The sequence below is a fragment of the Rugamonas aquatica genome (assembly GCF_009380215.1).
Lineage (GTDB): Bacteria > Pseudomonadota > Gammaproteobacteria > Burkholderiales > Burkholderiaceae_D > Rugamonas > Rugamonas aquatica_B.
The window spans coordinates 104430-131223 of record NZ_WHUG01000019.1; the positions used below are offsets into that span (position 1 = coordinate 104430).

Below are 26794 nucleotides of genomic sequence, written 5' to 3' on the forward strand. Positions count from 1 at the left end.
GTTTTGCCATGAGCGTTCCCTTCCTCGACCTGAAAGCCATCAACCTGTCGCAAGCCGACGAACTGGAAGCCGCCTTCAAGCGCGTGCTGCATTCGGGCTGGTACATCCTCGGCGGCGAGACCAGCGCCTTCGAAGCGAGCTTCGCCACGTATTGCAAGAGCAAGCACGGCATCGGCGTGGCCAACGGCCTGGACGCGATCTTCATGATCCTCAAGGCTTACGGCATCGGCCCCGGCGACGAAGTGATCGTGCCGTCCAACACCTTCATCGCCACCTGGCTGGCGGTCAGCGACTGCGGCGCCACGCCGATCCCGGTCGAGCCGACCGCCGACGGTTTCAACATCGACCCGGCCCGCGTGGAAGCGGCCATCACGCCGCGCACCAAGGCCATCATGCCGGTGCACCTGTACGGCCAGACCGCCGACATGGACCCGCTGATCGCGCTGGCCGCCAAGCACGGCCTGAAGCTGATCGAGGATGCGGCCCAGGCCCACGGCGCGCTGTACCGCGGCCGCGTGGCGGGCCAGCTGGGCGACGCCGCCGCCTTCAGCTTCTATCCGGGCAAGAACCTGGGCGCGCTGGGCGACGGCGGCGCCGTCACCACCAGCGACGACGCGCTGGCCGACAAGATCCGCACGCTGCGCAACTACGGTTCCAAGGTCAAGTACTACAACGAAGTGCCGGGCTATAACTCGCGCCTGGACGAAGTGCAGTCGGCGCTGCTGAGCGTCAAGCTGCCCAAGCTGGACGGCGACAACGCCAAGCGCCGCGCCATCGCCGCCATCTACCAGCGCGAGCTGGCCGGCATCCCGGGCCTGGCGCTGCCGCACGTGCCGGAGTGGGCCGAGCCGGTATGGCACGTCTACGTGATCCGCCACGCCCGGCGCGACGCGCTGGCCAAGGCGCTGGCCGAACAGGGCATAGGCACCATCGTCCACTATCCGGTGCCGCCGCATCTGCAACCGGCCTACGCGCATCTGGGCTACAAGCCGGGCGACTTCCCGCTGGCCGAAGCCATCCACAAGGAAGTGCTGAGCCTGCCGATGGGCCAGACCATGACGGCCGAACAGGCGATGGAAGTGGTGGCGGCGGTGCGCAAGTTCTGCGCGGCATAAATTACAGGAAACGACATGATTCATCCGAGCGCCATCGTCTCGCCCAAGGCCAAGCTGGGGGACGGCGTCAGCGTCGGCCCGTTCACCATCATCCATGACAACGTGGAGATCGGCGCCGGCTCGGTCATCGACAGTTACTGCGAGATCGGCTACCCGACGCCGCTGGCCGACGGCCAGCCGCTGGTGATCGGCGCCGGCGCGCGCATCCGCTCGCACTCGGTGTTTTACGAAGGCTCGCGCTTCGGCGACAAGCTCGTCACCGGCCACCGCGTGGTGGTGCGCGAGAAAACCGTGGCCGGCATCGCCTTCCAGATCGGCACCATGAACGATATCCAGGGCGACTGCGTCATCGGCGACTACGTGCGCTGCCAGTCCAACGTCTTCATCGGCAAGATGTCCAAAGTCGGCAACTTCGTCTGGCTGCTGCCGTACGTGGTGCTGACCAACGATCCCCATCCGCCGAGCAATGTGCTGGTCGGCGCCACCATCGGCGACTATGCCGCCATCGCCGCGATGTCGGTGATCCTGCCGGGCGTGACCGTGGGCGAACGCGCGCTGGTGGCCGCGCACAGCAAGGTGCACCGCGATGTCGCGCCGCACACGGTGGTGGCCGGCAATCCGGCGCAGTTCCTGTGCGACGCCGGCAAGATCAAACTGAAGGATGGCAGCGGCGATCCGGCCTATCCGTGGACCACGCATTTCAAGCGCGGCTATCCGGCCGACATCACCGCCGGCTGGGACGCGGCCCAACCATGAACGTCGCCGGCACACCCTACGCCCAGTGGATCAAGCAGGCGGGACGCGGCAACATGACGATCCCGCAGCTGTTCGACGCCGCCGCCGCGCTGCAAAAGCAGGGCCAGCCGCAGCAGGCGATCGCCCTGTACCGCTGCTGGATCGAACACGGCGCGCGCCAGCCGCTGGCGTACGCGGCCTGGTTCAACCTCGGCGCGCTGCTGGCCGCCGACTCCGACGACGCCGGCGCCGAAGCGGCCTACCGCAAGTGCATCGCCCTGCATCCGCGCTTTGTCGAGGGCCGGCTCAATCTCGGCACGCTGCTGGAACGCCAGGGCCAGCCGGAGGAAGCGCTGGCGATGTGGCGCACCATCCTCGGCCCGGCCGTCAAGATCGACCAGAAAGCCAGCCGCACCCAGTACCTGCAAACGCTGAACAATCTCGGCCGCCTGCTGGAAATCCAGAAGCAGTATCCCGAAGCGGAAGCCATGCTGGCGCAAAGCCTGGTCGTGGAACCGGACCAGCCGCACGTGATGACGCACTGGGTGCACCTGCGCCAGAAGCAATGCCACTGGCCGACCTGGGCCGGTCTGCCGCACATCAGCCGCAAGCAGATGGAAGACGGCGCCTCGGCGCTGGCGATGCTGAGCCTGACCGACGATCCGGCCTTGCAGTCCGCTGCCGCCGCCCGCTTCGTGGCCGAGAAGATCGACACCACCGTGGCGTCGCTGACCGGCCCTGCGGGCCAGGGCTCCAGCTACGGCCATGAGCGCCTGCGCGTGGGCTATCTGTCGTCGGACCTGTGCTCGCACGCGGTCTCCATCCTGACGGCCGAGCTGTACGGCCTGCACGACCGCAGCAAGTTCGAGGTCTACGCCTTCAGCTGGAGCCGCGAGGACGGCTCGCCGCTGCGCGCCCGCGTCAAGGCCGGCATGGACCACTACATTCCGATACACGCGCTGAGCGACCAGCAGGCCGCGCAACTGATCCGCGCACACGAGATCGACATCCTGGTCGACCTGCACGGGCTGACGTCCGGCGCGCGGCCGCAGATCCTGGCCTACCGCCCGGCGCCGGTGCAGATGACGTGGCTGGGCTTCCCCGGCACCACCGGCCTGCCCGGCATCGACTACGTGATCGCCGACGAATTCCTGATCGCGCCTGAGATGCGGAAGGACTTCACCGAACAGCCGCTGTACCTGCCGGACACCTTCCAGATCAACGACCGCCAGCGCCTGATCGGTAACAAGCCGACCCGCGCCAGCGTCAAGCTGCCGGAAGACGCCTTCGTCTTCTGCTCGTTCAACAACAGCTACAAGTTCAAGCCCGAGCTGTTCGCGCACTGGATGAACATCCTGCGCCGCGTGCCGGGCAGCGTGCTGTGGCTGGTGGCCGACACGCCGCTGGTGGCCGACAACCTGAAACGCCACGCCGCCGAAGCGGGCATCGCTGCCGAACGGCTGATCTTCGCCGAACGCGCGCTGCCGGCCGACTACCTGGCGCGCTACCAGCTGGCCGACCTGTTCCTGGACACCTACCCGTTCAATGCAGGCACCACCGCGAGCGATGCGCTGTGGGCAGGCTTGCCGCTGCTGACCTGCGCCGGCCCGACCTTCGCGTCGCGCATGGCGGGCAGCCTGTTGCGCGCGGTCGACCTGCCGCAGCTCATCACCTACAACTTCGCCGACTACGAAGAGAAAGCGGTAGCGCTGGCCAACGATCCGGCCGTCATCGCCGCCATGAAGCGCCAGCTCATCGACAACCGCATGAGCTGCGCCCTGTTCGACACCCCGCGCCTGGTGCGCAACCTGGAAGCGGCCATGCAGCGCGTGGCGCGGCCCGGCAGCAGCCAGCCCACCGCGCCAACCAACACCACGAAAGCAGCCATGAATATCGACCAGATTCCGATGATCGCGGTGTCGTACAACGCCCCCGACCTGATCGCCTCGCTGCTGAGCACTTTCCGCCAGTTCTATCCGCACAACCCGGTCACCATCATCGATGGTTCGGCGCCGGAGATCGCCCAGCAGATCGCACCGATCGCCGCGCAGTACCAGGGCGTGCGCTTCATCCCCTTCGGCTACAACATCCACCACGGCCCCGGCATGGCGTGGGCGATCGAGAACCTGGAGCTGTCGGGCCGGGTGCTGTTCCTCGATTCCGACGTCGAAATCCTCAAGCGCGGCTTCCTCGAATCGATGGTGGAAAACCTGGAACCGCATATGTACGGCGTCGGCAACGTCACGCCCGTCAACGCGGACGGCCAGCCCTACGGCGAAGGCAGCATGCCGTATCTGCACCCGGCCTGCATGCTGACCAATATCGAGGTGGTGCGCCAGTGGCCGCTGCCGGTCAAGCATGGCGCGCCGATGCTGCCGTCGATGGTGGCGATGGCGCAAGCCGGCAAGAGCGACCAGCTGATGCGCAACATCGCCTGGGTCAACAACGATTTCAGCGACCAGCCGGCGCAGCGCATCTTCATCCGCCACGACTGGCAGGGCACGGTGCGCCGCACCGGCGGCTACCACTACGACAAGCCGGCGGCCACGGTGCAGATCAACCAGCAACTGCTGGACTTCGTGCCGGCCGCCGTCAAGGTGGTGCAGCTGGGCTGCGGCGACGGCGCCTTCGCCAAGGCCTACAAGCAGCGCCACCCGCTGTGCAACTACACCGGCATCGAGCGCGACGCCATCGCCGCCGAACAGGCGCGCGCGCACTGCGACTTCGTCTACAGCCAGGACATCGAAACCCCGGACCCGCAGCGCGAGCGCCAGCTGGCGCAGGCCGACTGCTGGGTGCTGGATGGCGCGCTGGAACGCGCGCGCGATCCATGGGCGCTGCTCAAATCCATCCGCGCCAGCATGGCGCCGGGCGGCACGCTGGTGCTGTCGGTGCGTAACCTGCAGCACTGGAGCACGCAGGTGCGGCTGAACATGGGCGACTTCCGCTACCGCGCCGACGGCGTGCTGCAGCAGGACGAGCTGCACGCCTTCACCCGCGGCTCGCTGCTGGAACTGCTGCAGCAGAGCGGCTTCAACCTCAGCGGCGGCATCCCGGTGGTGTTCAACGAGCCTGGCAGCGCGGTGTTCCTGCCCATCCTGCGCCAGCTGGCCCAGGCCAGCGGCAGCGATCCCGAGCTGGCCGTGCAGGATGCGCTGGCGCAGCGCTACATCGTCACCGCCGTGCCGGCCTGATCGCCATGAGAATACTGATCATCGGCGGTTCCAACTCGCTGCTCAAGGACGGCTACGTCACCCACCTGGCGCAATCGCTGCAAGGCTATGCGGAAGCCGAGATCGTGCAGATCTCGGTCGGCGCCACCACCTCGCTGTCGGCCATCGGCCGGCTGTACGAAACCTACGACGGCAAGCCGGTGGACGTGGTGCTGTACGAATACTCGATCAACGACACCGGCCACTTCGCGCCCCGCCCCGGCGGCGGCGATTCGTGGCTGTTCTGCTTCCACCTGCTGCTCAAGGCGGCGGCCCAGCTGTACCCGACGGCCACCTTCGTGCCGCTGGTGCTGGCGCAGCAGCAGCATTTCTCCTCGGCCGCGCCGCATCCGATCTACGATGCGCAGATCCGCGCCTTCAATGAACTGGCCCTGCCGGTGATCGACGTGCGCGCCGCGCTGTCGGCGCTGTTCCTGGGCCGCGCGCCGGCCTGGCTGTACCGCGACCAGGCCCACTACGACACGCCGCACGCCACCTCCATCGTCGGCGCCATCGTCGCGCAGCGGCTGCTGACGCTGAAGACGCAGAACGCCGAGCCGCTGACGGCCACCGTGGCGCGCCTGCAAAGCGTGTCGCCGTTCACGCGCCTGCAGGCGATGTACCTGCCCGGCGTCAACCTGGAGCAGTTCACCAGCGGGCCGGTGCAGCGCGCCCACACCGGCAACCGCCTGATGCAGCTGGACTACCTGCGCATGCTGCCGGGCAGCCGGCTGGAGCTGAACAGCGAGATGTTCCCGCTGGCGCTGTTCCTGAAATCCGATCCGCAGCACGATGCGCTGCAACTGGAGCTGAGCAGCGACGACGGCCTGGTCTTCAACTCGCGCGTCGCCACCCGCCACGCCGATACCGAGACGCTGCCCTTCGTCTACTCCAGCATCCCGCTGCCGCTGCTGTGGAGCCACAGCCTGCTGCGGCGCTACGGCGCCAGCCGGCTGGCAGTGTCGGTGCCGGAGCAGGCCGGCGGCGCCCAGAGCGGCTTCGACTGCTATGCCGGCGGCCGGCCCGATGCGCCGGAACGCCATCTCGACCTGGTCGGCGTGCTGATGCTGGTCGAGCAGCAGTCTTAACCCTTCCCCGCCACCGGCCAGGAACCCGCCCATGTCCCAGCAACTGCACAAAGCCATGGCCGCCGGTAACCTGGCCGAAGCCGGAACGCTGGCACTGGCGCTGGCGCAGTTGGGCGAGCTGGCCATCATCGACCTGATCGGCCTGGCCAGCCTGCTGTCGGCACAGGGCAAGACCGAGCAAACCATCTCGCTGTACCAGCTGTGGCTGGAGCATTGCGATTCGCCGCTGGAATACGTGGCCTGGTACAACCTGGCCGTGGTGCTGCTGCAAACGGGCGACGAAGCCGGCGCCGAACGCGGCTACCGCCAATCGCTGAAGCTGCATCCGGGCTTCACCGAAAGCCAGCTGGGCCTGGGCGGCCTGCTGGAGCGCCGCCGCCAGCCGGAAGCGGCGCTGGCGCAGTGGCGCGCAGCGCTCGACGATCTCGACAACGCCTCGGCCGCCTCGCCGGCCTTGCAGATACGGCTGTACAACAACATCGGCAGGCTGGCCGAAGCGCAGGGCGACCTGCCGCAGGCCGAGCAGGCGCTGCTGCACAGCCTGCAACTCGACCCCAGGCAAACCCTGATCGCGCCGCTGTGGCTGAACCTGCGGCTGAAGCTGTGCGCGTGGCCGGTGTATGGCTTCGTGCCGGGCCTGAGCGAGAGCGCGCTGCGCCACGCCACCTCGGCGCTGGCGATGCTGAGTTTGAGTGACGATCCGGCCCGGCAGCTGGCGGCGGCGCAGCGCGAAGTGCGCGCCACGCTGCCGCCGGCCCCGGCGCCGCTGGCCGACGGCGACGGCTACACCCATCGCAAGCTGCGCATCGGCTATCTGTCCAACGGCTTCGGCGCGCAGCCCATCGGCCGCATGCTGGCGGAGCTGTTCGAGCTGCACAACCGCGAGCAGATCGAAGTCTACGGTTTCTGCTGGACGCCGGAAGACGGCTCGGCGCTGCGCCAGCGCCTGCTGCGCGGCATGGACTTGCACGTGCCGATCGCCACGCTGAGCGATGCGCAGGCGGCGCAGGCGATCCGCACGCACGAGATCGACATCCTGGTCGACCTGCACGGCCGCCTGCCCGGCGCGCGGCCCGCCATCCTGCTGCAGCGGCCGGCGCCGGTGCAGATCGCCTGGCTGGGCCAGCCCGGCACCAGCGCCATGGCCGCCATCGACTACGTGCTGGCCGACGCCGTCACGCTGCCGCCGGAACTGGCGCCGCACTACACCGAACAGCCGCTGTACCTGCCGCACTGCTACCAGCCGCAGGACCGCCTGCGTCCGCTGCCGCCGCCCGCACCCGGCGCGCGCGCCGCGTACGGCCTGCCGGAACCGGGCTTCGTCTACTGCTGCTTCAGCGCGCCCGAGCAGATCACGCCGGAACGCTACGCCACCTGGATGCGTATCCTGCATCAGGTGCCGGACAGCGTGCTGTGGCTGCAAGCGGCCGGCGAGCAGGTGCGCGACAATCTGCGGGTGGCGGCCATGCAGCGCGGCATCCCCAGCGAGCGGCTGTGCTTTGTGGATCCGGCCGCGCCGGAGCAGCAGATGGCCCGCTACCAGGCCGCCGACCTGTTCCTCGACACCGCGCCCCATGCGGCGGGTGCGGTGGCCGGCGAAGTGCTGTGGGCCGGCCTGCCGCTGCTGACCAGCACCGGCCACGGCAGCGCCAGCCGCACCAGCGCCAGCCTGCTGCACGCGGCCGGGCTGCCGGAACTGGTGACGGCCAGCGAGAAAAAATACGAAGCCAGGGCGGTGCGGCTGGCCGAGCGGCCCAAGGAACTGGCGCGGCTGCGCAACCGCCTGCGCAAGCACCGCGACACGGTGCCGCTGTTCGATACGCCGCAACTGGTGTGCGACCTGGAACAGCTGTACCTGCGGGTAGCCAAGGGAAACCAGCGCGTCATTCCCGCGCACGCGGGAATCCATACGTCGCGTGCCGGCCAGCGCAGCATGGACCGCAGCGGCGGACCGTCCCGCCTGCGCGGGAATGACGCATTGGTCAGCATCCTGATCGCCGCCGACGACCCGCTGCCGCTGGAAACCACGCTGCTCAGCGCACTGGCGCAAACCTGGGCCAACTGCGAAATCATCGTCAGCGACAGCAGCCCCGACGGCGCCTGCCGCGCCCTGCTCAAGCCGCACCTGAAAGCCCACCGCCGCCTGCGCTACGCCCACGCGCCCGGCCTGGCCCCGCTGGACAACCTCAACCACTGCCTGGCCCTGGCGCTGGGCGCCTACGTCGCCGTCGCCCCGTCCGGCGACACGCTGGCGCCGGACAAGATCGCCGTCATGCTGCCCTACTTCCTCGACCATCCGCAGATCAGCCTGGTGGCCAGCTGGCGCCAGCCGCGCGCGCCGGACGGCCAGGCGCTGCCGGTGGCGCCGCTGTTCGCCACCGAAATCGTGGTCGGCGGCGGCTCGCTGGCCAACCTGCTGCTGAGCGGCGACAGCGGCGGCGCCGCCACCGTCTGCGCCCCGGGCGCCCTGCTGTTCAAGCGCGCCAGCATCGGCCTGGCCTTCGGCCACTATCATGAGCGGCCCTACACCGACCGCGCCAACGTCGCCACCGCACTGACCGCACTGGCCGGCGGCGACTACGTTTACCTGCCGCAGCCGCTGTCGAGCTACCGCGCCGCGCCCGCCGTTGCGGCCTCGCCGCTGGCGCAACTGGAAGCCGGCATCGAGGCGCTGGAACTGCTGTACCAGGCCCACGCCCACGGCCACCGCTTCGAGCCGCCGGAACGCTTCCGGCAACTGCTGTCGGCCCGGCTGGCCGAATTGAACACCCTGGTCCTCACCCACTACGCACAACTGGCCGCCAACGCCGCCCATCGGATCGACGCGCTACAACGCACGATGCGCGTTGGCTACCAGCTGCTGCTGACCGCGTAAGCCTATGCGCGCTTGCGGCGAGCCATCAGGCCCATGACGGCCAGGCCGCCGAGCAACATGCCATAGGTTTCCGGTTCAGGCACGGCGCTGACCGAGCCCCGGGTATCGATGCCCAGCGCGATCGAGCCCTGGCCGCCAGGCACATTGTTTTTCACCACCAGCGCCAGCGAATTGAATTCGCCCCCGACCGCGCCAAAGCTCAAGCTCAGATGGCTGATGCCGGTGCCGTCGCCCTGGGCCACGTTCCAGTCGCCGACATCCTGGCCGTTGACCAGCACATCCCACTGCACGCTGGCGCCGCTGTTCAGCGTATTGCGGGTGACGTTCAGGTCCAGTTCCAGATTGGTGGTGCCGAATACGCCGCTGCCGGCATAGCCTTGCGTGACGCTGTCGCCGCGGCTCATCGACCAGAAATAGCCGATTTCCGTCGGGGTCAGGAAGCCCACCGATGACACCACCGTCGAACCGGCGGTCGGGAAGCTGAAGGAATACGTGTTTGCATGAGCTGACGCGGCCAAAACGGCGCCAATCAGAACAACGGACCGCAGGAAGTTTTTAGCTTTCATTTTGTAGATTCTTTCGGGAGGTGGTTTAGCTTCTGAATTACACGTCGGAAGTCGATCTTACATCTCTATCAGGAAAATTTGTTGTAAATTTTTCATTGATTTTATCTGTCGAGCATCGATTCATGCCCCATGAAATTGCTATCGACAGCCACAATCGCAATAACTGTGGTAAATCGCCATCGCACGGTCTGTGGCACCAAATAGCCCCTGCTTTTCGTTTAAAATAGCCCGGGCGCAATAGATAATGTAGCCTGCGTCAACTCAAAATAATCGGGGATAGCATGAAAGCAGTCATACTGGCTGGTGGACTGGGCACACGGCTCAGCGAAGAGACCACGGTCAAGCCGAAGCCGATGGTGGAAGTCGGCGGCAAACCTATCCTGTGGCATATCCTGAAGAGCTACTCCGCTCACGGCATCAACGACTTCGTCATCTGCTGCGGCTATCGCGGCTATGTCATCAAGGAGTTCTTCGCCAACTACTTCCTGCACACCTCGGACGTCACGTTCGACCTGCAAAAGAACAGCATGGAAGTGCACGAGCGCCACGCCGAACCCTGGAAAGTCACGCTGATCGACACCGGCGCCGACACCCTGACCGGCGGCCGCCTCAAGCGCGTGCGCCAGTACGTCGAAAACGACGAAGCCTTCTGCTTCACCTACGGCGACGGCGTGTCCGACATCGACATCGCCGCCTCGATCGCCTTCCACAAACAGCACGGCAAGCTGGCCACGATGACGGCCGTGCAGCCGCCGGGCCGCTTCGGCGCCATCGACATCGACGGCCAGCGCATCGTCAGCTTCAAGGAAAAACCGCAGGGCGACGGCGCCTGGATCAACGGCGGCTACTTCGTGCTGTCGCCGAAAGTGATCGACTACATCGCCGACGACAGCACCACCTGGGAAAAAGAGCCGATGGAAAAACTGGCCAGGGAAGGCCAGATGGACGCCTTCCACCACCACGGTTTCTGGCAGCCGATGGACACGCTGCGCGACAAAATCCTGTTGGAAGACCTGTGGGAAAGCGGCAAGGCCCCGTGGAAGCGATGGCCATGAATCCATCCTTCTGGCACGGCAAGCGTGTATTCCTGACCGGGCACACCGGTTTCAAGGGGAGCTGGCTGAGCCTGTGGTTGCAGCAACTGGGCGCCCATGTCACCGGCTACGCCCTCGAAGCACCGAGCAAACCCAGCCTGTTCGAAACGGCGCAAGTCGGCGCCGGCATGACCTCCATCATCGGCGATATCCGCGACGGCGCGGCCCTGCGCGAGGCGATGATGAAGGCGCAGCCCGAAATCGTCATCCACATGGCGGCGCAGGCGCTGGTGCGCTATTCGTACGCCAATCCGGTGGAGACCTACGCCACCAATGTCATGGGCCTGGTGAATTTCTTCGAAGCGGTGCGCAACACGCCCGGCATCAAGGCCGTGGTCAACGTCACCAGCGACAAGTGCTACGAGAACAAGGAATGGGCCTGGGGCTATCGCGAGAACGAAGCCTTCGGCGGCTACGACCCTTACAGCAACAGCAAGGCCTGCGCCGAGCTGGTGACGGCCGGCTACCGCTCGTCCTTCTTCAATCCTGAAAAATACGCCGAGCATGGCGTCGGCCTGGGCTCCGGCCGCGCCGGCAATGTGATCGGCGGCGGCGACTGGGCCGAGGACCGCCTGATCCCCGACATGGTGCGCGCCATCGCCGCCGGCAAGCCGGTACGCATCCGCAGTCCGCACGCGATCCGCCCGTGGCAGCACGTGCTGGAGCCGCTGTCGGGCTACCTGGCGCTGGCAGAACACCTGTATCTGCAAGGCGCGGATTTCGCCGAGGGATTCAACTTCGGCCCGCACGACATCGACGCCCGCCCGGTCGAATGGATCATCTCGCGCCTGTGCGAAAGCTGGGGCGACGGCGCCGGCTGGGAACTGGACCCGCAGGCCGGCCAGCAGCCGCATGAGGCGCACTACCTGAAGCTCGATTGCTCCAAGGCCCGCAGCCGCCTGCACTGGCAGCCGCGCTGGCACCTGGGCCACACCATCGACATGATCGTCGCCTGGCACCAGGCCCACGCCCGGGGCGACGACATGCGCGCGCTGACGCTGGCGCAAATCGACACGTATCAAAACACCGCACATCTTTAAGGCAGCAATCATGAGTGAAGCACAAAGCAAAGAACAACTCCGCGAACAGATCATCAAGCTGGTGGGCGAATACGGCGCGCTGGCCAGCGTGCCCAAGGCCTTCGAGCCCGGCGTGACGGTAATCCCGCCGGCCGGCAAGGTGGTCGGCGCGCCGGAAATGGAATTGATGGTCGAAGCCTCGCTCGATGCCTGGCTGACCACCGGCCGCTTCAACGACCAGTTCGAAGCCAGGCTGGCCAAGATGATAGGCGTGGACTTCCTGATCACCGTGAACTCCGGTTCCTCGGCCAACCTGGTCGCGTTCAACACGCTGACCTCGCCGAAGCTGGGCGCGCGCGCGATCCAGCAGGGCGATGAAGTGATCGGCGTGGCGGCGGGCTTCCCGACCACCGTCAACCCGATCATCCAGTTCGGCGCGATCCCGGTGTTCGTCGACGTCGAGCTGGGCACCTACAACATCGATGTGACCAAGCTGGAAGCGGCGATCTCGCCGAAGACCAAGGCCATCATGCTGGCCCACACGCTGGGCAATCCGTACAACCTGGACGTCATCACCGCGATCTGCAAGAAGCACAATCTGTGGCTGATCGAAGACTGCTGCGACGCGCTGGGCTCCACCTACCACGGCAGGATGGTCGGCACCTTCGGCGACATCGGCACCATGTCCTTCTACCCCGCCCACCACATCACGATGGGCGAAGGCGGCGCGGTGTTCACCAACAACGCCGAACTGAAGATGATCGCCGAATCGTTCCGCGACTGGGGCCGCGACTGCTACTGCGCGCCGGGCAAGGACAACACCTGCGGCAAGCGTTTCTGCCAGTGCCTGGGCACGCTGCCGATGGGCTACGACCACAAGTACACCTACAGCCACCTGGGCTACAACCTGAAGATCACCGACATGCAGGCCGCCTGCGGCCTGGCGCAGATCGACCGCGCACCCGGCTTCATCCAGGCCCGCAAGGACAACTTCGCGTATTTAACAGAGCGGCTGCAATCGTGCACCGAGTTCCTGATCCTGCCGGAAGCGACCGAGCATTCCGACCCGTCGTGGTTCGGTTTCCCGATGACGCTCAAGCCGGAAGCGAACGTCTCGCGGGTCGACCTGCTGACCTATCTGGACCAGCACAAGATCGGCACCCGCCTGCTGTTCGCCGGCAATCTGACGCGCCAGCCTTACATGGTGGGCCGCAACTACCGCGTCTCCGGCGAACTGACCAACACCGACCGCGTGATGAACGACACCTTCTGGATCGGCGTCTTCCCCGGCCTGACCCGCGAGATGCTGGACTACACCGTCACCAAGCTGGAGGAATTCTTCGGCGTCGGTTTCTGAGGGCCGCCATGACACAAGCAATGCGGCATCCGATAGAAACCGCCGACATGGCCGCCATCGTGGCCACGCCTGGCATCGACTGGAGCCGGCTGGCCGGCCAGACCGTCTGCATCACCGGCGCGTCGGGCTTCCTGCCGTCGTACATGGTCGAGACCATGCTGTACCTGAACGAGACGCGCCAGCTCGGCATCCGCGTGCTGGCCATGGTGCGCAACCGCGCCGGCTTCGAACGGCGCTACGCCCACCACGCCGGGCGCGCGGACCTGGTCTGCATCGAGCAGGATATCAGCAAGCCATTCACGCTGGACGAGCGGCCGGACTACATCATCCACGCCGCCAGCCAGGCCAGCCCGAAATACTATGCGACCGATCCGGTCGGCACGCTGAGCGCCAACACGCTGGGCACGGCGGCCCTGCTGGAACTGGCGCGCGCCAGCGGCAGCAAGGGTTTCCTTTACTTCAGCAGCAGTGAAGTCTATGGCGCCGCCAGCAAGGTGCCGACCGCCGAGCAGGATTACGGCATCGTCGATCCGACCTCGGTGCGCGCCTGCTACGCCGAGAGCAAGCGCATGGGCGAGAACATGTGCGTGTCGTGGAGCCACCAGTACGGCATGCCCGTCAAAATCGTCCGTCCCTTCCACACCTACGGGCCGCGCATGCTGCTCGACGACGGCCGCGTCTACGCCGACTTCGTCGCCTGCATCCTGCGCAACGAGCCGATCGCGCTCAAGAGCGACGGCCTGGCCACGCGCTCGTTCTGCTACTCGGCCGACGCCGTCGCCGGCTTCTGGAAAGTGCTGCTCGACGGCGCCGCCGGCCAGGCCTACAACATCGGCAACCCGGACGGCGAGATCAGCATGCGCGCGCTGGGCCAGCTGCTGGTCGGCATGTATCCCGAAAAAGGCCTGAGCGTCAGCTACGTCGAACGTCCGCAAGGCGACAACTACCTGGCCAGCGCCGTCCAGCGCGGCGCGCCCGACATCGCCAAGGCCAACGCCCTGGGCTGGCGACCCGCCACCTCGCTGGCCGACGGCTTCCGCCGCACCATAGAAAGCTATTTGTGATGACCGACTCCACAACCGACCTGGCGCGCCGCATCCGGCTGCAATGCCTGCACATGTGCCACACCAAGCGCGCCTCGCACCTGGGCGGCGCCTTCTCGGTGGCCGACGTGCTGGCCGTGCTGTACGGCGGCCTGCTGACCGCCGACCCGAAGCAGCCGCGCGCGCCGCAGCGCGACCGCGTGTTCTACAGCAAGGGCCATGCCTGCACCGCGCTGTACGCCACGCTGGCCGAAACCGGCTACTACGACCAGTCCGAACTGGATACCTTCACCGACAACGGCAGCTACTTCACCTCGCACGTCAACCACAAGGTGCCGGGCGTGGAGCTGTCGACCGGCAGCCTGGGACACGCGCTGTCGGTGGCCGCCGGCGTGGCGCTGGCCGGCAAGCGCCGCCAGGCTGCGTGGCACACCTACGCCATCGTCAGCGACGGCGAGCTCGATGAAGGCTCGAACTGGGAAGCGATCCTGTTCGCGCCCCACCACCGGCTCGACAACCTGACGCTGGTGGTCGACTACAACAAGATCCAGAGCTTCGGCAGCACCGCCGAGGTGCTCAACCTCGATCCGCTGGCCGACAAGTTCAAGGCCTTCAACTGGGAGACCATCGAAGTGGACGGCCACGACCACGCGGCGCTGGCCGCCGCGCTGTCCAAGCAAGGCCGCAGCGGCAAGCCGCGCGTGGTGATCGCCCATACCGTCAAGGGCAAGGGCGTGAGCTTCATGGAACACCAGCTGGCCTGGCACTACAAGTCGCCGGACGCCGCCCAATTCGCCGCCGCCCGCGCCGAACTGCTGCAAGAGGACCAAGCATGAGAAACAGTTTTATCACCACCCTGATGGCGCAGGCGGCCCGGGACGAGCGCATCTTCCTGCTGTGCGGCGACCTCGGTTACTCGGTGCTGGAGCCGTTCGCCGAGGCTTATCCCGAGCGCTTCCTCAACGTCGGCATCGCCGAGCAGAACATGGTCGGCCTGGCGACGGGCCTGAGCATGGAAGGCTACACGGTGTTCTGCTACTCGATCGGCAATTTCCCGACCTTGCGGGCGATGGAGCAGATCCGCTACGACGTCGCCTACCACGAGGCCAACGTCAAGATCATCGCGGTCGGCGGCGGCTACGCCTACGGCCCGCTGAGCACTTCGCACCACACCACCGAGGAACTGGGCATGCTGCGCACCATCCCCGGCATGGTGGTCACCGCGCCGGGCGACCCGGCCGAGGTGGACGCCATGACAGCCTTCATCGCCCAGCACCGCGGCCCATGCTATATGCGCCTCAACAAGGCCGGCGAAGCGCGCCTGCACGCGCAGCCGCCGGCGCTCAAGCTGGGCGACATCGTGCCGGTGCGCGTGGCGGCCGGCGGCGCCTCGGCGGCGGTGTTCGCCACCGGCGACATGGTCGGCTACGCGGCACGCTACCTGGCGCAGCACGCGCCGCACATCGACCTGTACAGCTTCCCCTTCGTCAATCCGATCGACCGCGCGCAACTGGCGGCGCTGGCCGCGCGCTACCGCCACGTGGCCACGCTGGAGGAACACCAGGCCAACGGCGGCTTCGGCTCGGCCGTGCTGGAGCGCCTGCACGACCTGCTGTCCGACGGCGAGCTGGCGGCGCTGCCGGCGATCAGGCGCATCGCCATTCCGAATGCCTTCATCAGCAGCGCCGGCTCGCAGGATTTCCTGCGCGAGAAAATGGGCCTCCAGCTGAACGGCTGGCACGCCTCCCTGTCCTGAACCTTTACCGCGAGTGCTGACATGATTTCCATCCAAACGACCCTGGGCCAGTTCCAGCAAGGCGCGATCGACAAGCCGAGCTTCATCAAGACCATGTACGAGCAACACCACGCGGTGTTCTTCGACTACGCCAGCTACATCGGCCAGACCAACGTGCGCAAGATCGAGGTGGAAGACGGCAAGGTCATCATGACCTCGCGCGACCGCGGCATCCGCATCGCCTGCACGCCCGGCGACTACCGCGTGGCGCCGATGGAAACGCTGAACTTCTTCGACTACGAGAAGGAAGAGGCGACCATGATGGAGAACCTGGTGGCCGACGGCGACAACTTCTTCGACATCGGCGCCAACATCGGCTGGTACGCGCTCAACATCGCCGCCTCGCGCCGCGCCACCACGGTGTATGCGTTCGAGCCGATTCCGACCACCTACGGCCACCTGAGCACCAACCTGGCGCTCAACGCCAGCGCCAACATCAAGCCGCACAACTTCGGCCTGTCCGAACAGGCGGGCGAGTTCACCTTCTACTATCCGCCCGAGGGCTCGGGCAACGCCTCGGCGGTCAACCTGACCGGCCGCGACGACGTGCGCACCGCGCGCTGCGAAGTCCGCACGCTCGACGCCTACACCGCCGACACCGGCGTGCGCGTGGACTTCATCAAGTGCGACGTCGAAGGCGCCGAGCTGCTGGTGTTCAAGGGCGGCTTCGAGACCATCAAGCGCGACCTGCCGATCGTGCTGTCGGAAATCCTGCGCAAGTGGTCGGCCAAGTTCAACTACAACCCGAACGAGATCTTCGCGCTGTTCCGCAGCGCCGGCTACGAGGTCTACACGGCCGAAGGCGGGCGCCTGGTGCAGTTCGGCGAGATGGATGAACACACCATCCCGACCAACTACTTCTTCCTGCATCCGCGCAAGCACGCAGAGCAACTGCGCCGCTACCTGCGCGCCTGACCGGAGCGTCCATGGAAAACCAAGACATCGTTCTGTCGATCTGCATCCCGACCTTCAACCGCGCGCCGTTCCTGCAGCAGACGCTCGACAGCATGGTCAGCCAGCCGGCCTTCGCCGACACCCACGAGATCGAGATCGTCATCGCCGACAACGCGTCCGACGACGACACCGAGGCCGTGGCCGCCCGCTACGTGGCGGCCTTCCCCGGCAAGATCCAGTACCACCGCCACGCCGAGACCATCTCGCCGGACATGAACTTCAAGTTCGTCATGGAGCAGGGGCGCGGGCTGTACCTGAAGCTGCACAACGACAACCTGCTGGTCCATCCCGGCACCCTGGCCGAGCTGGTCAAGGTGTACCGCGCCACGGCGGCCGAGATGCCGGTGGTCTTCCTCACCAACGGCAACCACGCGCAGGGCAACCCGATCGAGGCGCTGACCAGCGTCAGCGATTTCGTGCGGCGGGTATCGTTCATGTCGACCTGGATCGGCGGCTTCGGCATGTGGCGCAGCGAGTTCCACGCGCTGCCCGACTTCGCCCGCAACCAGCACCTGCGGCTGGTGCAGACCGACGTGATGCTGCGCCTGCTCGGCATGGGCAAGCGCGCCATCGTGCTGTTCGGCCACTACTTCAGCGGCGTGCCCACCGGCCGCAAGGGCAATTACAAGAAGGGCGGCTACAACATCGCCGAGGTGTTCGGCAAGAACTACCTGAGCCTGCTCAAGCCCTACCTGGCCACCGGCCAGCTGGACCGCGCGATCTACGAGCACGAGAAAAAGCTGCTGCTGATCCAGCACATCATCCCATGCTACTTCGACCCGAACAACGACTACCAGAAGACCGGCTTCTTCGAACACATGCAGGATTATGTGGACGACGACTACTTCTACCAGGCCGTGGCCCATCTCGACAGCGACGTGCCGCCGCGCCAGGCCGCGCCGGCCCCCGCGCCCGCTGCGGCGCCGGCGCCGACCTTCGAAGAGCAGAAGCGCGCCTACTGGCGCGCGCTGAACCCGCACAACCACACCGAGCTGACGATGTCGGCCGGGCCGTTCGATTTCAACCGCGTCACCGTCGGCCGCATGTCGTACGGCGAGCTCAACGTGATGGCCTATGGCCGCGAGGGCGAACGGCTGACCATCGGCAATTTCGTCTCGATGGCCAGCGAGGTCAAGTTCATGTTGGGCGGCAACCACCCGTATGAAGGGGTGTCGACCTACCCGTTCCTGGTGAAGTATTTCGGCGAGATGCTGGAATCGACCAACAAGGGGCCGATCGTGGTGGGCGACGACGTCTGGATCGGCTACCAGGTGCTGATCCTGTCCGGCGTGACGATAGGCCAGGGCGCGGTGATCGCGGCCGGCAGCGTGGTGACCAGGGACGTGGCGCCGTACACCATCGTCGGCGGCAATCCGGCCAAGTTCATCAAGCACCGCTACGCGCCGGCGGTGATCGAGAAGATGCTGAAGTTCGATTTCTCCAAGCTCAGCGACCAGACCATCCTGGCCAACCGCGACGTGCTGTACCAGCCGCTGACGGCCGACAACGTCGACGCCGTCATCGCCCGCCTGACTGCGGGCTGAAGCATTGCCTTGCCGCCCCTGCTATAGAATCACCCATGTTAACTGCCGAGTACCTGTTTCCATCAGAGCTGGACCTGAGCCCTTGCGGCTTGCGCAACATTCTGTTTATCGGATCCTGCCTTTCCGAGTTCTACGCCACCGCATTCCAACAGTGCCATCCCGGGCTGCAGGTCGAGCACATCCTGTTCAACAATGCCCAAACGCTGCCGGTAAAGAGCCGCGAGCAGCTGGCCGCCTACGACCTGCAATACATCCAGCTGCCGGTGCGCGCCGCACGCCGGACGACTACCAGCACCACTGGGCCCAGGGCGGCCGGGTCTTTGCCTTCGACGTCAAAGACCGCTACAGCGAATATGGTCTGGTGGGCGTGCTGTTCGTACTGCAAAACTGCGTGACGCAATACGTGATGAGCTGCCGCGTGCTGGGCATGGAGATCGAGGTGGCGGTGCTGCGCGCCGTAGTCGCGCTGCTGCGCGGCGCTGCGTCCACGCTGCCGATCATGGGCCTGGTGCTGAATACCGACAAGAACACGCCGTCGCGCGGCGTCTTTGCCAGCGCCGGCTTCCAGGCCACCAGCCATCCGCAGCTATTTCTCAGCAAGGGGCCGCCTCCGGCGACGCCGGGCGCCCACGTCCAGCTGCGCTGGGCGTAGGCCGGGCCGGCGATCAGAAATAGGCCAGGTCCAGCACCACGCCGGCGCTGGACAGCAGCGCCTGGCGCGCCAGCCGGGTCTGCATGTTAGGCGCCGCATGCTTGCGGTATAGCTGCAGCATCACTTCGACGATCTTGTCATCCTGCGAGTTCCCGCGCCGCATGTTCTCGGGCGCCGTGGCCTGGCTCTTGTGGATCACCACGCCGTCCGTGGCCAGGTGCGCCAGCTCGCGGCCGTGCATCGCGGCCAGCAGAAAATCCCAGTCTTCGTAGAGGATCAGCTCGGTCTCGTTGCGCACGCCGTCCAGCACGTCGCGGCGGTAGGCCACGCAACTGTTGGGGATGCGGTTGCGCACGTACACGCTGTCGAAGCTGACGTCGGCAATCGAGACCGGCTGAGTCGACAGCGCGGTCGGCGGGTAGACGGTGCGGTCTTCGTTCTGCACCTGGAAGTCGCAGAACAGCAGCCCGGGCTTGTCCTGCAACAGGCGCGCCTTGAGCGCCGCCAGGTGGCCGGGGCGGAAGGTATCGTCGTCGTCGAGGAACAGGATGTATTCGCCCTCGGCGATGGCCAGCCCGAGGTTGCGGCTGGCGGCCGGACCGCCCTTGCCGCTGCGGCGGATCACGTAGTCGAAGCGGCCGTCGAGCTGGCCCAGCTGCTGGTAGGGCGGCAGGTAGCCGGCCGTGTCCGATACGATGATGACGTTGAAATCCTGGCAGGTCTGGGCGATCAGCGACTCCACCGTGCGGATCAGCAGCAGCGGACGGTCGTGGGTGGCGATGATGATGGTGAACACGTATCAGGCTCCGGGGCGGCTCGGTCCATGGAAAAAAGGGCGCGCCGGCGCGCCGCTATACCAGCTTGCGATTCTAACCCGGCGCGCCGCCACGGGCATGCTTTTGTGTGGCAGAAACATCACCCCGGCGTCATGCCGGGCAAGCGCCCGAGGATGGCGCGGAACAGCCGTTCGCTGATCTGCTCCATGCCCCAGTCCTTGGGATGGGCTTCGACACCGATATGCGCATAGGTCGGATGGGCGCGGTCGACGTTGAGGGGACTGTCGAACAGATCGCCGATGTACACATACTGGGCGCCCTGGAGTTGACAGACCTGTTCAATCACGGAATCCGTGGCCGGCCTCGGCCACCAGGTCGACACACAAAATACGTTCGGGCTGAAGGTGCAGGCGGCATACACCAGCAACTGCAGATTGTGGGCGAAGTCGTCCAGCTGCGTCTGGGTACGGACATTGTCGCCCAGCTGTATCACCATCACCGCCGGCTGCTGCAACAGCACCCCGTGCAGCGACCGTATGTGGTTGTCCGCCACCGTCGTATCCGACTCGAAGGGATAGAAGTTGCGGATATACGCCTGCCGTGGCTCGATCCGCAACTGCCGCATCAGCCGGTGGGCGTAATCCCTGCCGGTCGCGCTGGCCGCCATGCCATGGCTGTGGTGCCAGCCGATTTCAATGCCGGGGGCGTGCAAGGTCAGGCTGTTGCCGACGAATGCTATCTTCAGACCTTGATGTAACTCGGGCAGCTCATGGAGTTCGAATTTGTTGTCGAGATAAGGCGTAATCATTCTGTGCATCAAGGTTCGCGTATCGATTCGTCCATCGCCCGCGTCAGCGGATACAGCAGGTAGGACATCACGGTGCGGTGGCCCACCACCACTTCGGCCGAGACCGTCATGCCCGGCAGCAGCTGGGCGCCGTCGGTCATCTTCTTCAGCTTGCCGGTGTAGGGGATGCGGCTCAGGTAGTAGGCGTCGAGGCCGCCGCCGTTCTTGTCGGCCGCCTCGCGCTTGAAGGAATCCTGGCTGATGGTGCGCACCTTGCCCTCCAACATGCCGTGCTGCTGGAACGAGAAGGCGTCGACCTTGATGTGGGCGACCGCGCCCTGCTTGATGTAGCCGATGTCGAGCGAATCGATCTGCACCTCGGCCTCCAGCTGCGCGCCCAGCGGCACCAGCGTGAACAGCGGCTCGGCTTCGCGCACGATGGAGCCGACCGACAGCTTGCCGATCTCCAGCACCACGCCGTCGGCCGGCGCCACCATGCGGATCGCCTTGGCGCGCTTGTCGGCCTTGGCCAGCTGCTCGTTGATGCCGTCGCGGTCGCGGGTGGCGCTCAGCAAGTCTTCCATGGCTTTCTGGCGCCAGCTCTTGTCGAAGGCCGAGCGTTCGGACTGGGCGGCGGCCAGCTCGCTGGCCATCTCGATCGCCTTATTGCGCTGCAAGTCCATATCGCGCTCGACTTCGAGGCGGCGGTCGCGCGCTTCCAGCAAGTGCATCTTGGCGCCGAACTGCTCGGCCATCAGCTGCTCCTGCATGGCTTCCACTTCGCGCAGCGACTTGACGCGCTGGGCCAGGATGGACTGGTCGTGCTTGTTGGTTTCCAGGCCGTGCTGCAGGCGCGCGATGTTCTGGTCCATCTTGTTCTTCTGCGCTTCGAAGTTGGCCTTGCGCTCGGTCGACAGCTGGGCTTGCAGCAAGCTGTCCGGCGTCGAGCCGCTGCCGGTGACGGCGCCGGGCTGGCCCGCCAGCTCGGCGCGCAGGCCGGCGGCCTGCGTGTTCAGGCTGTTCAGGCGCACGCGCAGCTGCTGCTCGTCGGCGGTGGTGAAGGTCGGATCCAGCGTGGCCAGCACCTGGCCTTTTTTCACCACCTGGCCGACGCGCACGTCGATGCTGGCGATGATGGAGGTGTCGAGCGGCTGCACCACGATGTTGGGCAGCGGATTGACCAGGCGGCCGTGGGCCACGACGATCTTCTCCACCGGCGAGACGCTGGCCCAGATGATGAAGAAGGCGAACGCCCCCAGCAGCACGTGCAGCGTGATGCGCACGAAGCGCGGCAGCGGGCCGCGCTCGATGGCGTCGGCGTCGGGCAGAAACTCGATTTCGGTTTCATCCTTGCGGCGGCGCTTGAAGCTTAGAGGTGACTTGTTTGCTGGTTCCATAAGTGCTGGTAAGTGTCGCTACGGGTGAGCAGTTCTTCGTGACGGCCGGCATCCATCAGCCGGCCCTGTTGCATGACCATGATCTTGTCGGCGTTGACCAGCGTCGACAGGCGGTGCGAGATCATCACCACCGTGCGCCCCACCGCGATGCGCGACAGGTTGCTGATGAAGATGGCTTCCGATTCCGGATCCAGCGCCGAGGCCGCCTCATCGAGGATCAGGATGCGCGGCTTGGCCACCAGCGTGCGGGCGATCGACAGCCGCTGCTTCTGGCCGCCGGACAGGTTGGACGCGTTCTCTTCAAGCACGGTGTCGTAGCCCATCGGCAGGCGTTCGATGAATTCGTCGGCGCCGGCCGCGGCCGCCGCTTCGACCAGTTCTTCAAACGTGGCGTCCGGCTTGGTGACGGACAGGTTTTCGCGCACCGTGCCGCGGAACAGGAAGTTCTCCTGCAACACCACGCCGATCTGGCGCCGCAGGTGCGACAGCTCGATCTCGCGGGCGTCGATGCCGTCGAAGCGGACGATGCCTTCCTGCACCGGATACAGGCCCTGGATCAGCTTGGTCAAGGTGGTCTTGCCGGAGCCGGAGCGGCCGACGATGCCGACCACCGTGCCCGGCTCGATGGTGAAGCGCGCCTTGTCCAGCGCCATCGCCTGCGCGCCCGGGTAGCGGAAGGTGACGTCGTCGAAGCGGATCTCGCCCTGCAGGATGGGACGCAGGCCGTTGGCGCCGGCGCGGCCTTCGGGCGCGCGGTTCATCACCTCGCCCAGCATGCGCACCGACAGCGCGGTTTCCTGGTATTCGTTGACCAGGCCGACGATGGAGATCAGCGGCTGGGTGACGCGGCCGGACAGCATCTGGAAGGCGATCAGCGCGCCGACCGACAGCGTGCTGTCGAACACGTCGGCGGCGCCGACCACGATCAGCGTGACCGGCAGCAGCTTGCCGAGGAAATCGGTGACGGCGTTGCCGGCGATGGAAATCTGGCCGACGCGGAAGTGCATGGTGATCGCCTCGGCCGAGCGCTGGTCCCAGATGCGGCGCTGCGACGGCTCGATCGCCAGCGCCTTGACGGTGCGCATGCCGTGGATGGTTTCCACCAGCATGCCCTGGCGCTGGCCCTCGGCCGAATACAGCGCGTTGAGGCGGCGCTGGAAGGTCGGCACCATGGCCATCACCACCGCCGCGATCATGCCGGCGAACAGCAGCACGATCATCGCCAGCTTGAACGAATAGCTGAACAGTATCGGCACGAACACCAGCAGCGCGATCAGGTCGAGCGCGGTGAAGAACAGGCGGCCGGTCAGGAAGCTGCGGATTTTTTCCAGCTGCTGCATGTGGCGCGTGACCACGCCGGCGCTGGTGGTTTCAAAAAAGTCGATCGGCAGCGACAGCAGGTGGCTGAACACGCGGCGCGTCAGGCGCATGTCGATCTTGTTGGAGGCGGCCAGCGTCAGCGTCTGGCGCAGGAAGCCGAAGGTGGCGTCGAACACCAGCGCGGCGACGATGCCCACCGCCAGCACCTGCAAGGTGGTCACGCTCTGGTGCGTCAGCACCTTGTCGATCACCAGCTGGAAGAAGATCGGCGAGGCCAGCGCCAGCAGCTGCATGGCGATGGCGGCGATGAAGATGTCGCGGAACGCCGATTTTTGTTTCAGGATTTCCGGAATGAACCAGCGCAGCCCGAACGGCTGGTTGGGGTCGCTCAACTTGTGCTGGCGTTTGATGAACAGCACGTCGCCGCCCCAGCGCTTTTCAAAGTCGGCGCGGCCGACCATGACCACGGTGGCGTTGGCGTTGGCGGGGTTGAGCACGGCCACCTGGTCTTCCGCGCCGTTTTCACCGGGCTTGACGCCGACCGCGATCACCATATTGCCGTCGATCAGGCGCGCCATCAGCGGGAACACGCCGCCCTGCGCCATCAGGCGCGACCACGTCAGCTTGTCGGCCTTGGCCTTGAGGCCGATGTCCGAGGCGATGCGCAGCAAGGCCCCGGTCCCCGGTTCCTCGGCGCGCAGCGCGTAGTCGTCGATCAGCCGCTCGGGATTGATTTGCAGACCATGATGCTGCGCGATGGCAGTCAGACACTGGATCGCGGTGTGGGGGAATTTATCGTGCATAGGCCTGGTTAATGAAAAAAGCTTGCATTAGCGCACTATCGTGCCAGCCTTCGGATTCTAACCTAGTGGGGTAGTTCCGGGAGCTTTTTGTGTTGTAGAAACACAGCCCGGTTTACCAGCCTGTTCGCCGCATAAAAAAAAACGGCAAGGCCCGCAGGCCTTGCCGCTCTAGCTTCCGTTCAGGAAGCCGCTTGCTTGGTGCTTACTTGGCAGCCAGGAAGCCCTGGTGGTTGCCGCCCTGCAGCGCTTTGAGTCGCAGCGTTTCCTCGCTGGCAGCCTGGCTGGTCGTCGCGGTCAGCTTGTTGTCGTAGCTGCTGATCGCATCGGCCATCGCCGCCACCGCGGTGTTGACGCTGTTCGGCACTTCCAGCTTGGTCGCGCCGGTGGTCGCTGCCGCCGCCGCATCAAAGCTCGACATCGCCGAGGCCAGGCCGCTGACCGAGGTGGTCAGGCTGGTGGTTGCCGCGCCGGTCTGGAACCAGACGTCCGCTGCCGCGTGGCTGGCGCCGTCGGCGGTCTCGTAGGTCGAGGTGATGCCGACGATGTTGCCGTTGTTCAGCGAGGCGTTTTCCTTGGCGTCCAGGTTCAGCTTGGTGATGCCCAGATCCTTCAGCGATTTCAGCTCGTCGGCCTGGCTGATGCCGTCGGCGTTGCCGTCGACCCAGACACGCAGGTCGGCGTAGGCGCTGTCCTTGGCGTCGATGACACCGTCGTGGTTGGTGTCGAGCTCAGCCAGTGCGGCATAACCGTTGGTCGCTTTCTGACCGTTGGCCAGCGTGGTGCCCGAACCGAACAGCTCGCCGCCGTCGTTGATGACGCCGTCATGGTTGCGGTCCAGGGCCAGCAAGCCGTCGCCGCCGCCCACCCAGCCGGTGTTGACCTTGGTGCCGGTGGCATTCAGATCGAAGTTCACACCAGCCGACAGGCCCAGGGTGTTGATGCCGTTGTTGTTCAGGTCCAGCACAATCGGCGTACCCAGTGGCGAAGGCAGTGCGGCGATCTGGTCGGTCGACAGGCCAGGCACCTGGGCGCTGGTGATCGCGCAGACTTGCTGACTGGTCAGCGAGTGGATCTGGTCGGTCGTCAGCGCACGGATCTGCGCGGTGCTCAGCGCGGCGATCGCGGCGGTTTTCAAGCCCACCAGGTCGGCCGTTTCGATGGCGACGATCTGGTTGGTCGACAGCGCCTTGACCTGGTTCGAGTTCAGCACAGCAACCTGCTGGCTCGACAGCGCGACGATCTGGTCGGTCGTCAGCGCGGCCACCTGGCCGGTTTGCAGCGCGGCGAACACCGCGGTGCGCAGCACGGTGATATCCGACGTGCCCAGCGCCGCGATGGCGTTGGTGGTCAGCGAGCTCAGTTGAGCCGAGCTCAGGACCGCGACCTGGGTCGTGGTCAGCGCCACCGCCTGGTCGGTGCTCAGCGCGGCCGACAGGTTGGCGGTGCTCAGCGCGGCGATCTGGCCGGTGGTCAGCACCGAGATCTGGTCGGTGGTCAGTGCGGCGACCTGGGCCGAACGCAGCGTCGAGATGATCGCCGTTTTCAGCGCACCGATATCGGCCGTTTCAATCGCGGCGATCGAGGTGGTGGTCAGCGAGTTGACCTGGGCGGTGCTCATGGCAGCCAGCTGGCCGGACGACAGCGCCACCACTTGATCCGTGGTCAGGCCGGAAGCCAGGTTGGCGGTGGTCAGCGCGGCGATCTGGCCGGTGCTCAGCGCGCCGATCTGGTCGGTGGTCAGGCCGGCGACCTGCTGCGTGCTCAGGGCCGCGACGACCGCGGTTTTCAGCGCGCCGATGTCGGCCGTTTCAATCGCGGCGACCTGGGTGCTGGTCATCGAACCGATCTGCACGCTGGTCAGCGCGCCGATCTGCGCCGAACCCAGTGCGATGATCTGGTCGGTGGTCAGCGCCTTGGCCTGGCCGGTCGACAGTGCGCCGATGGCCGCGGTTTTCATGGCGCCGATGTCGGCCGTCTCGATGGTCGCGATATCCAGCGTGCTCAGGGCGGACACTTGCGCCGAGCTCAGGGTACCGATCTGCAGCGAGCTCAGGGCGACGACCTGGTCGGTGGTCAGCGCCTGGATGTTGGCCGTGGTGATGGCGGCGATCTGGCCGGTGGTCAGGCTCGACAGCTGGTCGGTGGTCAACGCCGCCAGTTGCGCGGTTTTCAGCGTCGCGATGATCGCGGTTTTCAAGCCGACGATATCGGCTGTTTCAATCGCGGCGATGTCGTTGGTCGACAGCGCGTTGAACTGGCTGGAGTTCAGGGCGCCGAACTGTGCCGAGCTCATCGCAACGATCTGGTCGGTGGTCAGCACGGCCAGGTTGGCGGTGGTCATCGCGCCGACCTGGGCGGTGCTCAGTTGCTGGAACTGATCGGTGCTCAGGGCGGCGGTCTGGTTGGTGGTCAAGGCAGCGATGGCGGCGGTTTTCAGCGCGCCGATATCGTTGGTTTCAATCGCAGCGATCTGGCCGCTGCTCATGCCGCCGATCTGCACGCTGGTCAGCGCGCCGATCTGGGCCGAACCCAAGGCGACGATCTGGTCGGTGGTCAGCGCCTTGGCCTGGTTGGTCGACAGCGCGGCGATGGCGGCGGTTTTCAGCGAACCGATGTCGGTCGTTTCAATCGAAGCGATGTCCAGCGTGCTCATCGCGCCTAC

The 26794-nt window shown here is 66.0% G+C and carries 20 protein-coding genes and 1 pseudogene; 15 read left to right on the forward strand and 6 right to left on the reverse strand.

Going from position 1 to position 26794, the window contains the following annotated elements; genetic code table 11:
- The first annotated feature begins 8 nt into the window (after window positions 1-8).
- The 5 genes from GEV02_RS29635 to GEV02_RS29655 are packed head-to-tail and all read left to right on the forward strand — an operon-like array spanning window position 9 to window position 9025.
- Entirely contained in the window at window positions 9-1115 is a 1107-nt protein-coding gene (locus GEV02_RS29635; RefSeq protein WP_152841415.1) for a DegT/DnrJ/EryC1/StrS family aminotransferase, read from the forward strand.
- Between the two features lie 15 nt (window positions 1116-1130).
- On the forward strand, window positions 1131-1871 hold the full coding sequence (locus GEV02_RS29640; RefSeq protein ID WP_152841416.1) for an N-acetyltransferase: 741 nt from the start codon (window positions 1131-1133) through the stop codon (window positions 1869-1871).
- The gene (locus GEV02_RS29645; protein WP_152841417.1) at window positions 1868-5044 is read left to right on the forward strand and encodes an O-linked N-acetylglucosamine transferase family protein; all 3177 of its coding nucleotides are present in this window, start codon (window positions 1868-1870) and stop codon (window positions 5042-5044) included. Before GEV02_RS29640 ends, GEV02_RS29645 begins: the two co-directional genes overlap by 4 nt.
- Window positions 5045-5049: 5 nt before the next feature.
- Entirely contained in the window at window positions 5050-6150 is a 1101-nt protein-coding gene (locus GEV02_RS29650) for an SGNH/GDSL hydrolase family protein (RefSeq protein ID WP_152841418.1), read from the forward strand.
- A gap of 31 nt (window positions 6151-6181) precedes the next feature.
- Window positions 6182-9025: an O-linked N-acetylglucosamine transferase family protein gene (locus tag GEV02_RS29655; RefSeq protein WP_152841419.1), complete on the forward strand. Its 2844-nt coding sequence runs from the start codon at window positions 6182-6184 to the stop codon at window positions 9023-9025.
- 2 nt (window positions 9026-9027) lie between these two features.
- Here the strand turns inward: GEV02_RS29655 and GEV02_RS29660 are convergent, their stop codons facing one another.
- Window positions 9028-9543 carry a PEP-CTERM sorting domain-containing protein gene (locus GEV02_RS29660; protein ID WP_235923045.1) on the reverse strand — a complete coding sequence of 172 codons (516 nt, stop codon included), beginning with the start codon at window positions 9541-9543 and terminating at the stop codon, window positions 9028-9030.
- A 329-nt stretch (window positions 9544-9872) separates the two neighbouring features.
- Between GEV02_RS29660 and rfbF the strand changes: the two genes are divergently transcribed.
- Genes rfbF through GEV02_RS29710 form a run of 10 tightly spaced genes read left to right on the forward strand, consistent with a single transcriptional unit; the run spans window position 9873 to window position 19049 of the window.
- Entirely contained in the window at window positions 9873-10646 is a 774-nt protein-coding gene (gene rfbF / locus GEV02_RS29665; protein WP_070272165.1) for a glucose-1-phosphate cytidylyltransferase, read from the forward strand.
- Window positions 10643-11725, forward strand: a complete 1083-nt coding sequence (gene rfbG / locus GEV02_RS29670; protein WP_174999406.1) for a CDP-glucose 4,6-dehydratase — start codon at window positions 10643-10645, stop codon at window positions 11723-11725. The genes rfbF and rfbG overlap by 4 nt, the downstream gene beginning before the upstream one ends.
- 10 nt (window positions 11726-11735) lie before the next feature.
- The gene (gene rfbH, locus GEV02_RS29675; protein WP_152841421.1) at window positions 11736-13061 is read left to right on the forward strand and encodes a lipopolysaccharide biosynthesis protein RfbH; all 1326 of its coding nucleotides are present in this window, start codon (window positions 11736-11738) and stop codon (window positions 13059-13061) included.
- A gap of 8 nt (window positions 13062-13069) precedes the next feature.
- Window positions 13070-14125: an NAD-dependent epimerase/dehydratase family protein gene (locus GEV02_RS29680; RefSeq protein WP_217433172.1), complete on the forward strand. Its 1056-nt coding sequence runs from the start codon at window positions 13070-13072 to the stop codon at window positions 14123-14125.
- Entirely contained in the window at window positions 14125-14940 is an 816-nt protein-coding gene (locus GEV02_RS29685) for a transketolase (RefSeq protein WP_152841422.1), read from the forward strand. The genes GEV02_RS29680 and GEV02_RS29685 overlap by 1 nt, the downstream gene beginning before the upstream one ends.
- Entirely contained in the window at window positions 14937-15860 is a 924-nt protein-coding gene (locus GEV02_RS29690) for a transketolase family protein (RefSeq protein ID WP_152841423.1), read from the forward strand. Before GEV02_RS29685 ends, GEV02_RS29690 begins: the two co-directional genes overlap by 4 nt.
- A 21-nt stretch (window positions 15861-15881) precedes the next feature.
- Window positions 15882-16814: an FkbM family methyltransferase gene (locus GEV02_RS29695; RefSeq protein ID WP_152841424.1), complete on the forward strand. Its 933-nt coding sequence runs from the start codon at window positions 15882-15884 to the stop codon at window positions 16812-16814.
- Between the two features lie 11 nt (window positions 16815-16825).
- Window positions 16826-18397, forward strand: a complete 1572-nt coding sequence (locus tag GEV02_RS29700; RefSeq protein ID WP_152841425.1) for a glycosyltransferase — start codon at window positions 16826-16828, stop codon at window positions 18395-18397.
- A 35-nt stretch (window positions 18398-18432) separates the two neighbouring features.
- Entirely contained in the window at window positions 18433-18792 is a 360-nt protein-coding gene (locus GEV02_RS29705) for a hypothetical protein (protein WP_152841426.1), read from the forward strand.
- Window positions 18789-19049: a hypothetical protein gene (locus GEV02_RS29710; protein ID WP_152841427.1), complete on the forward strand. Its 261-nt coding sequence runs from the start codon at window positions 18789-18791 to the stop codon at window positions 19047-19049. Before GEV02_RS29705 ends, GEV02_RS29710 begins: the two co-directional genes overlap by 4 nt.
- Window positions 19050-19062: 13 nt before the next feature.
- Here GEV02_RS29710 and GEV02_RS29715 read toward each other — a convergent pair whose 3' ends face one another.
- The 5 genes and pseudogenes from GEV02_RS29715 to GEV02_RS29735 all read right to left on the reverse strand — a co-directional run.
- Complete coding sequence (locus tag GEV02_RS29715) at window positions 19063-19845, reverse strand: glycosyltransferase family 2 protein (RefSeq protein ID WP_328595951.1); 783 nt, start codon at window positions 19843-19845, stop codon at window positions 19063-19065.
- A gap of 119 nt (window positions 19846-19964) precedes the next feature.
- Window positions 19965-20642, reverse strand: a complete 678-nt coding sequence (locus GEV02_RS29720; RefSeq protein WP_152841428.1) for a hypothetical protein — start codon at window positions 20640-20642, stop codon at window positions 19965-19967.
- Window positions 20642-22009 (reverse strand): HlyD family type I secretion periplasmic adaptor subunit, encoded by a 1368-nt coding sequence (locus GEV02_RS29725; protein WP_152841429.1) that lies wholly within the window; start codon window positions 22007-22009, stop codon window positions 20642-20644. The genes GEV02_RS29720 and GEV02_RS29725 overlap by 1 nt, the downstream gene beginning before the upstream one ends.
- Window positions 21982-24132 carry a peptidase domain-containing ABC transporter gene (locus GEV02_RS29730; protein WP_152841430.1) on the reverse strand — a complete coding sequence of 717 codons (2151 nt, stop codon included), beginning with the start codon at window positions 24130-24132 and terminating at the stop codon, window positions 21982-21984. The genes GEV02_RS29725 and GEV02_RS29730 overlap by 28 nt, the downstream gene beginning before the upstream one ends.
- A gap of 202 nt (window positions 24133-24334) precedes the next feature.
- A pseudogene (locus GEV02_RS29735) lies at window positions 24335-26794 on the reverse strand (heme utilization protein); the annotation flags it as partial.

Bases quoted from the DNA above. Each gene is read 5' to 3' on its own strand.
- GEV02_RS29635 (WP_152841415.1), top strand. From the start codon at position 9: ATGAGCGTTCCCTTCCTCGACCTGAAAGCCATCAACCTGTCGCAAGCC.
- GEV02_RS29640 (WP_152841416.1), top strand. From the start codon at position 1,131: ATGATTCATCCGAGCGCCATCGTCTCGCCCAAGGCCAAGCTGGGGGAC.
- GEV02_RS29645 (WP_152841417.1), top strand. From the start codon at position 1,868: ATGAACGTCGCCGGCACACCCTACGCCCAGTGGATCAAGCAGGCGGGA.
- GEV02_RS29650 (WP_152841418.1), top strand. From the start codon at position 5,050: ATGAGAATACTGATCATCGGCGGTTCCAACTCGCTGCTCAAGGACGGC.
- GEV02_RS29655 (WP_152841419.1), top strand. From the start codon at position 6,182: ATGTCCCAGCAACTGCACAAAGCCATGGCCGCCGGTAACCTGGCCGAA.
- rfbF (WP_070272165.1), top strand. From the start codon at position 9,873: ATGAAAGCAGTCATACTGGCTGGTGGACTGGGCACACGGCTCAGCGAA.
- rfbG (WP_174999406.1), top strand. From the start codon at position 10,643: ATGAATCCATCCTTCTGGCACGGCAAGCGTGTATTCCTGACCGGGCAC.
- rfbH (WP_152841421.1), top strand. From the start codon at position 11,736: ATGAGTGAAGCACAAAGCAAAGAACAACTCCGCGAACAGATCATCAAG.
- GEV02_RS29680 (WP_217433172.1), top strand. From the start codon at position 13,070: ATGACACAAGCAATGCGGCATCCGATAGAAACCGCCGACATGGCCGCC.
- GEV02_RS29685 (WP_152841422.1), top strand. From the start codon at position 14,125: ATGACCGACTCCACAACCGACCTGGCGCGCCGCATCCGGCTGCAATGC.
- GEV02_RS29690 (WP_152841423.1), top strand. From the start codon at position 14,937: ATGAGAAACAGTTTTATCACCACCCTGATGGCGCAGGCGGCCCGGGAC.
- GEV02_RS29695 (WP_152841424.1), top strand. From the start codon at position 15,882: ATGATTTCCATCCAAACGACCCTGGGCCAGTTCCAGCAAGGCGCGATC.
- GEV02_RS29700 (WP_152841425.1), top strand. From the start codon at position 16,826: ATGGAAAACCAAGACATCGTTCTGTCGATCTGCATCCCGACCTTCAAC.
- GEV02_RS29705 (WP_152841426.1), top strand. From the start codon at position 18,433: ATGTTAACTGCCGAGTACCTGTTTCCATCAGAGCTGGACCTGAGCCCT.
- GEV02_RS29720 (WP_152841428.1), bottom strand. From the start codon at position 20,642: ATGCACAGAATGATTACGCCTTATCTCGACAACAAATTCGAACTCCAT.
- GEV02_RS29725 (WP_152841429.1), bottom strand. From the start codon at position 22,009: ATGGAACCAGCAAACAAGTCACCTCTAAGCTTCAAGCGCCGCCGCAAG.
- GEV02_RS29730 (WP_152841430.1), bottom strand. From the start codon at position 24,132: ATGCACGATAAATTCCCCCACACCGCGATCCAGTGTCTGACTGCCATC.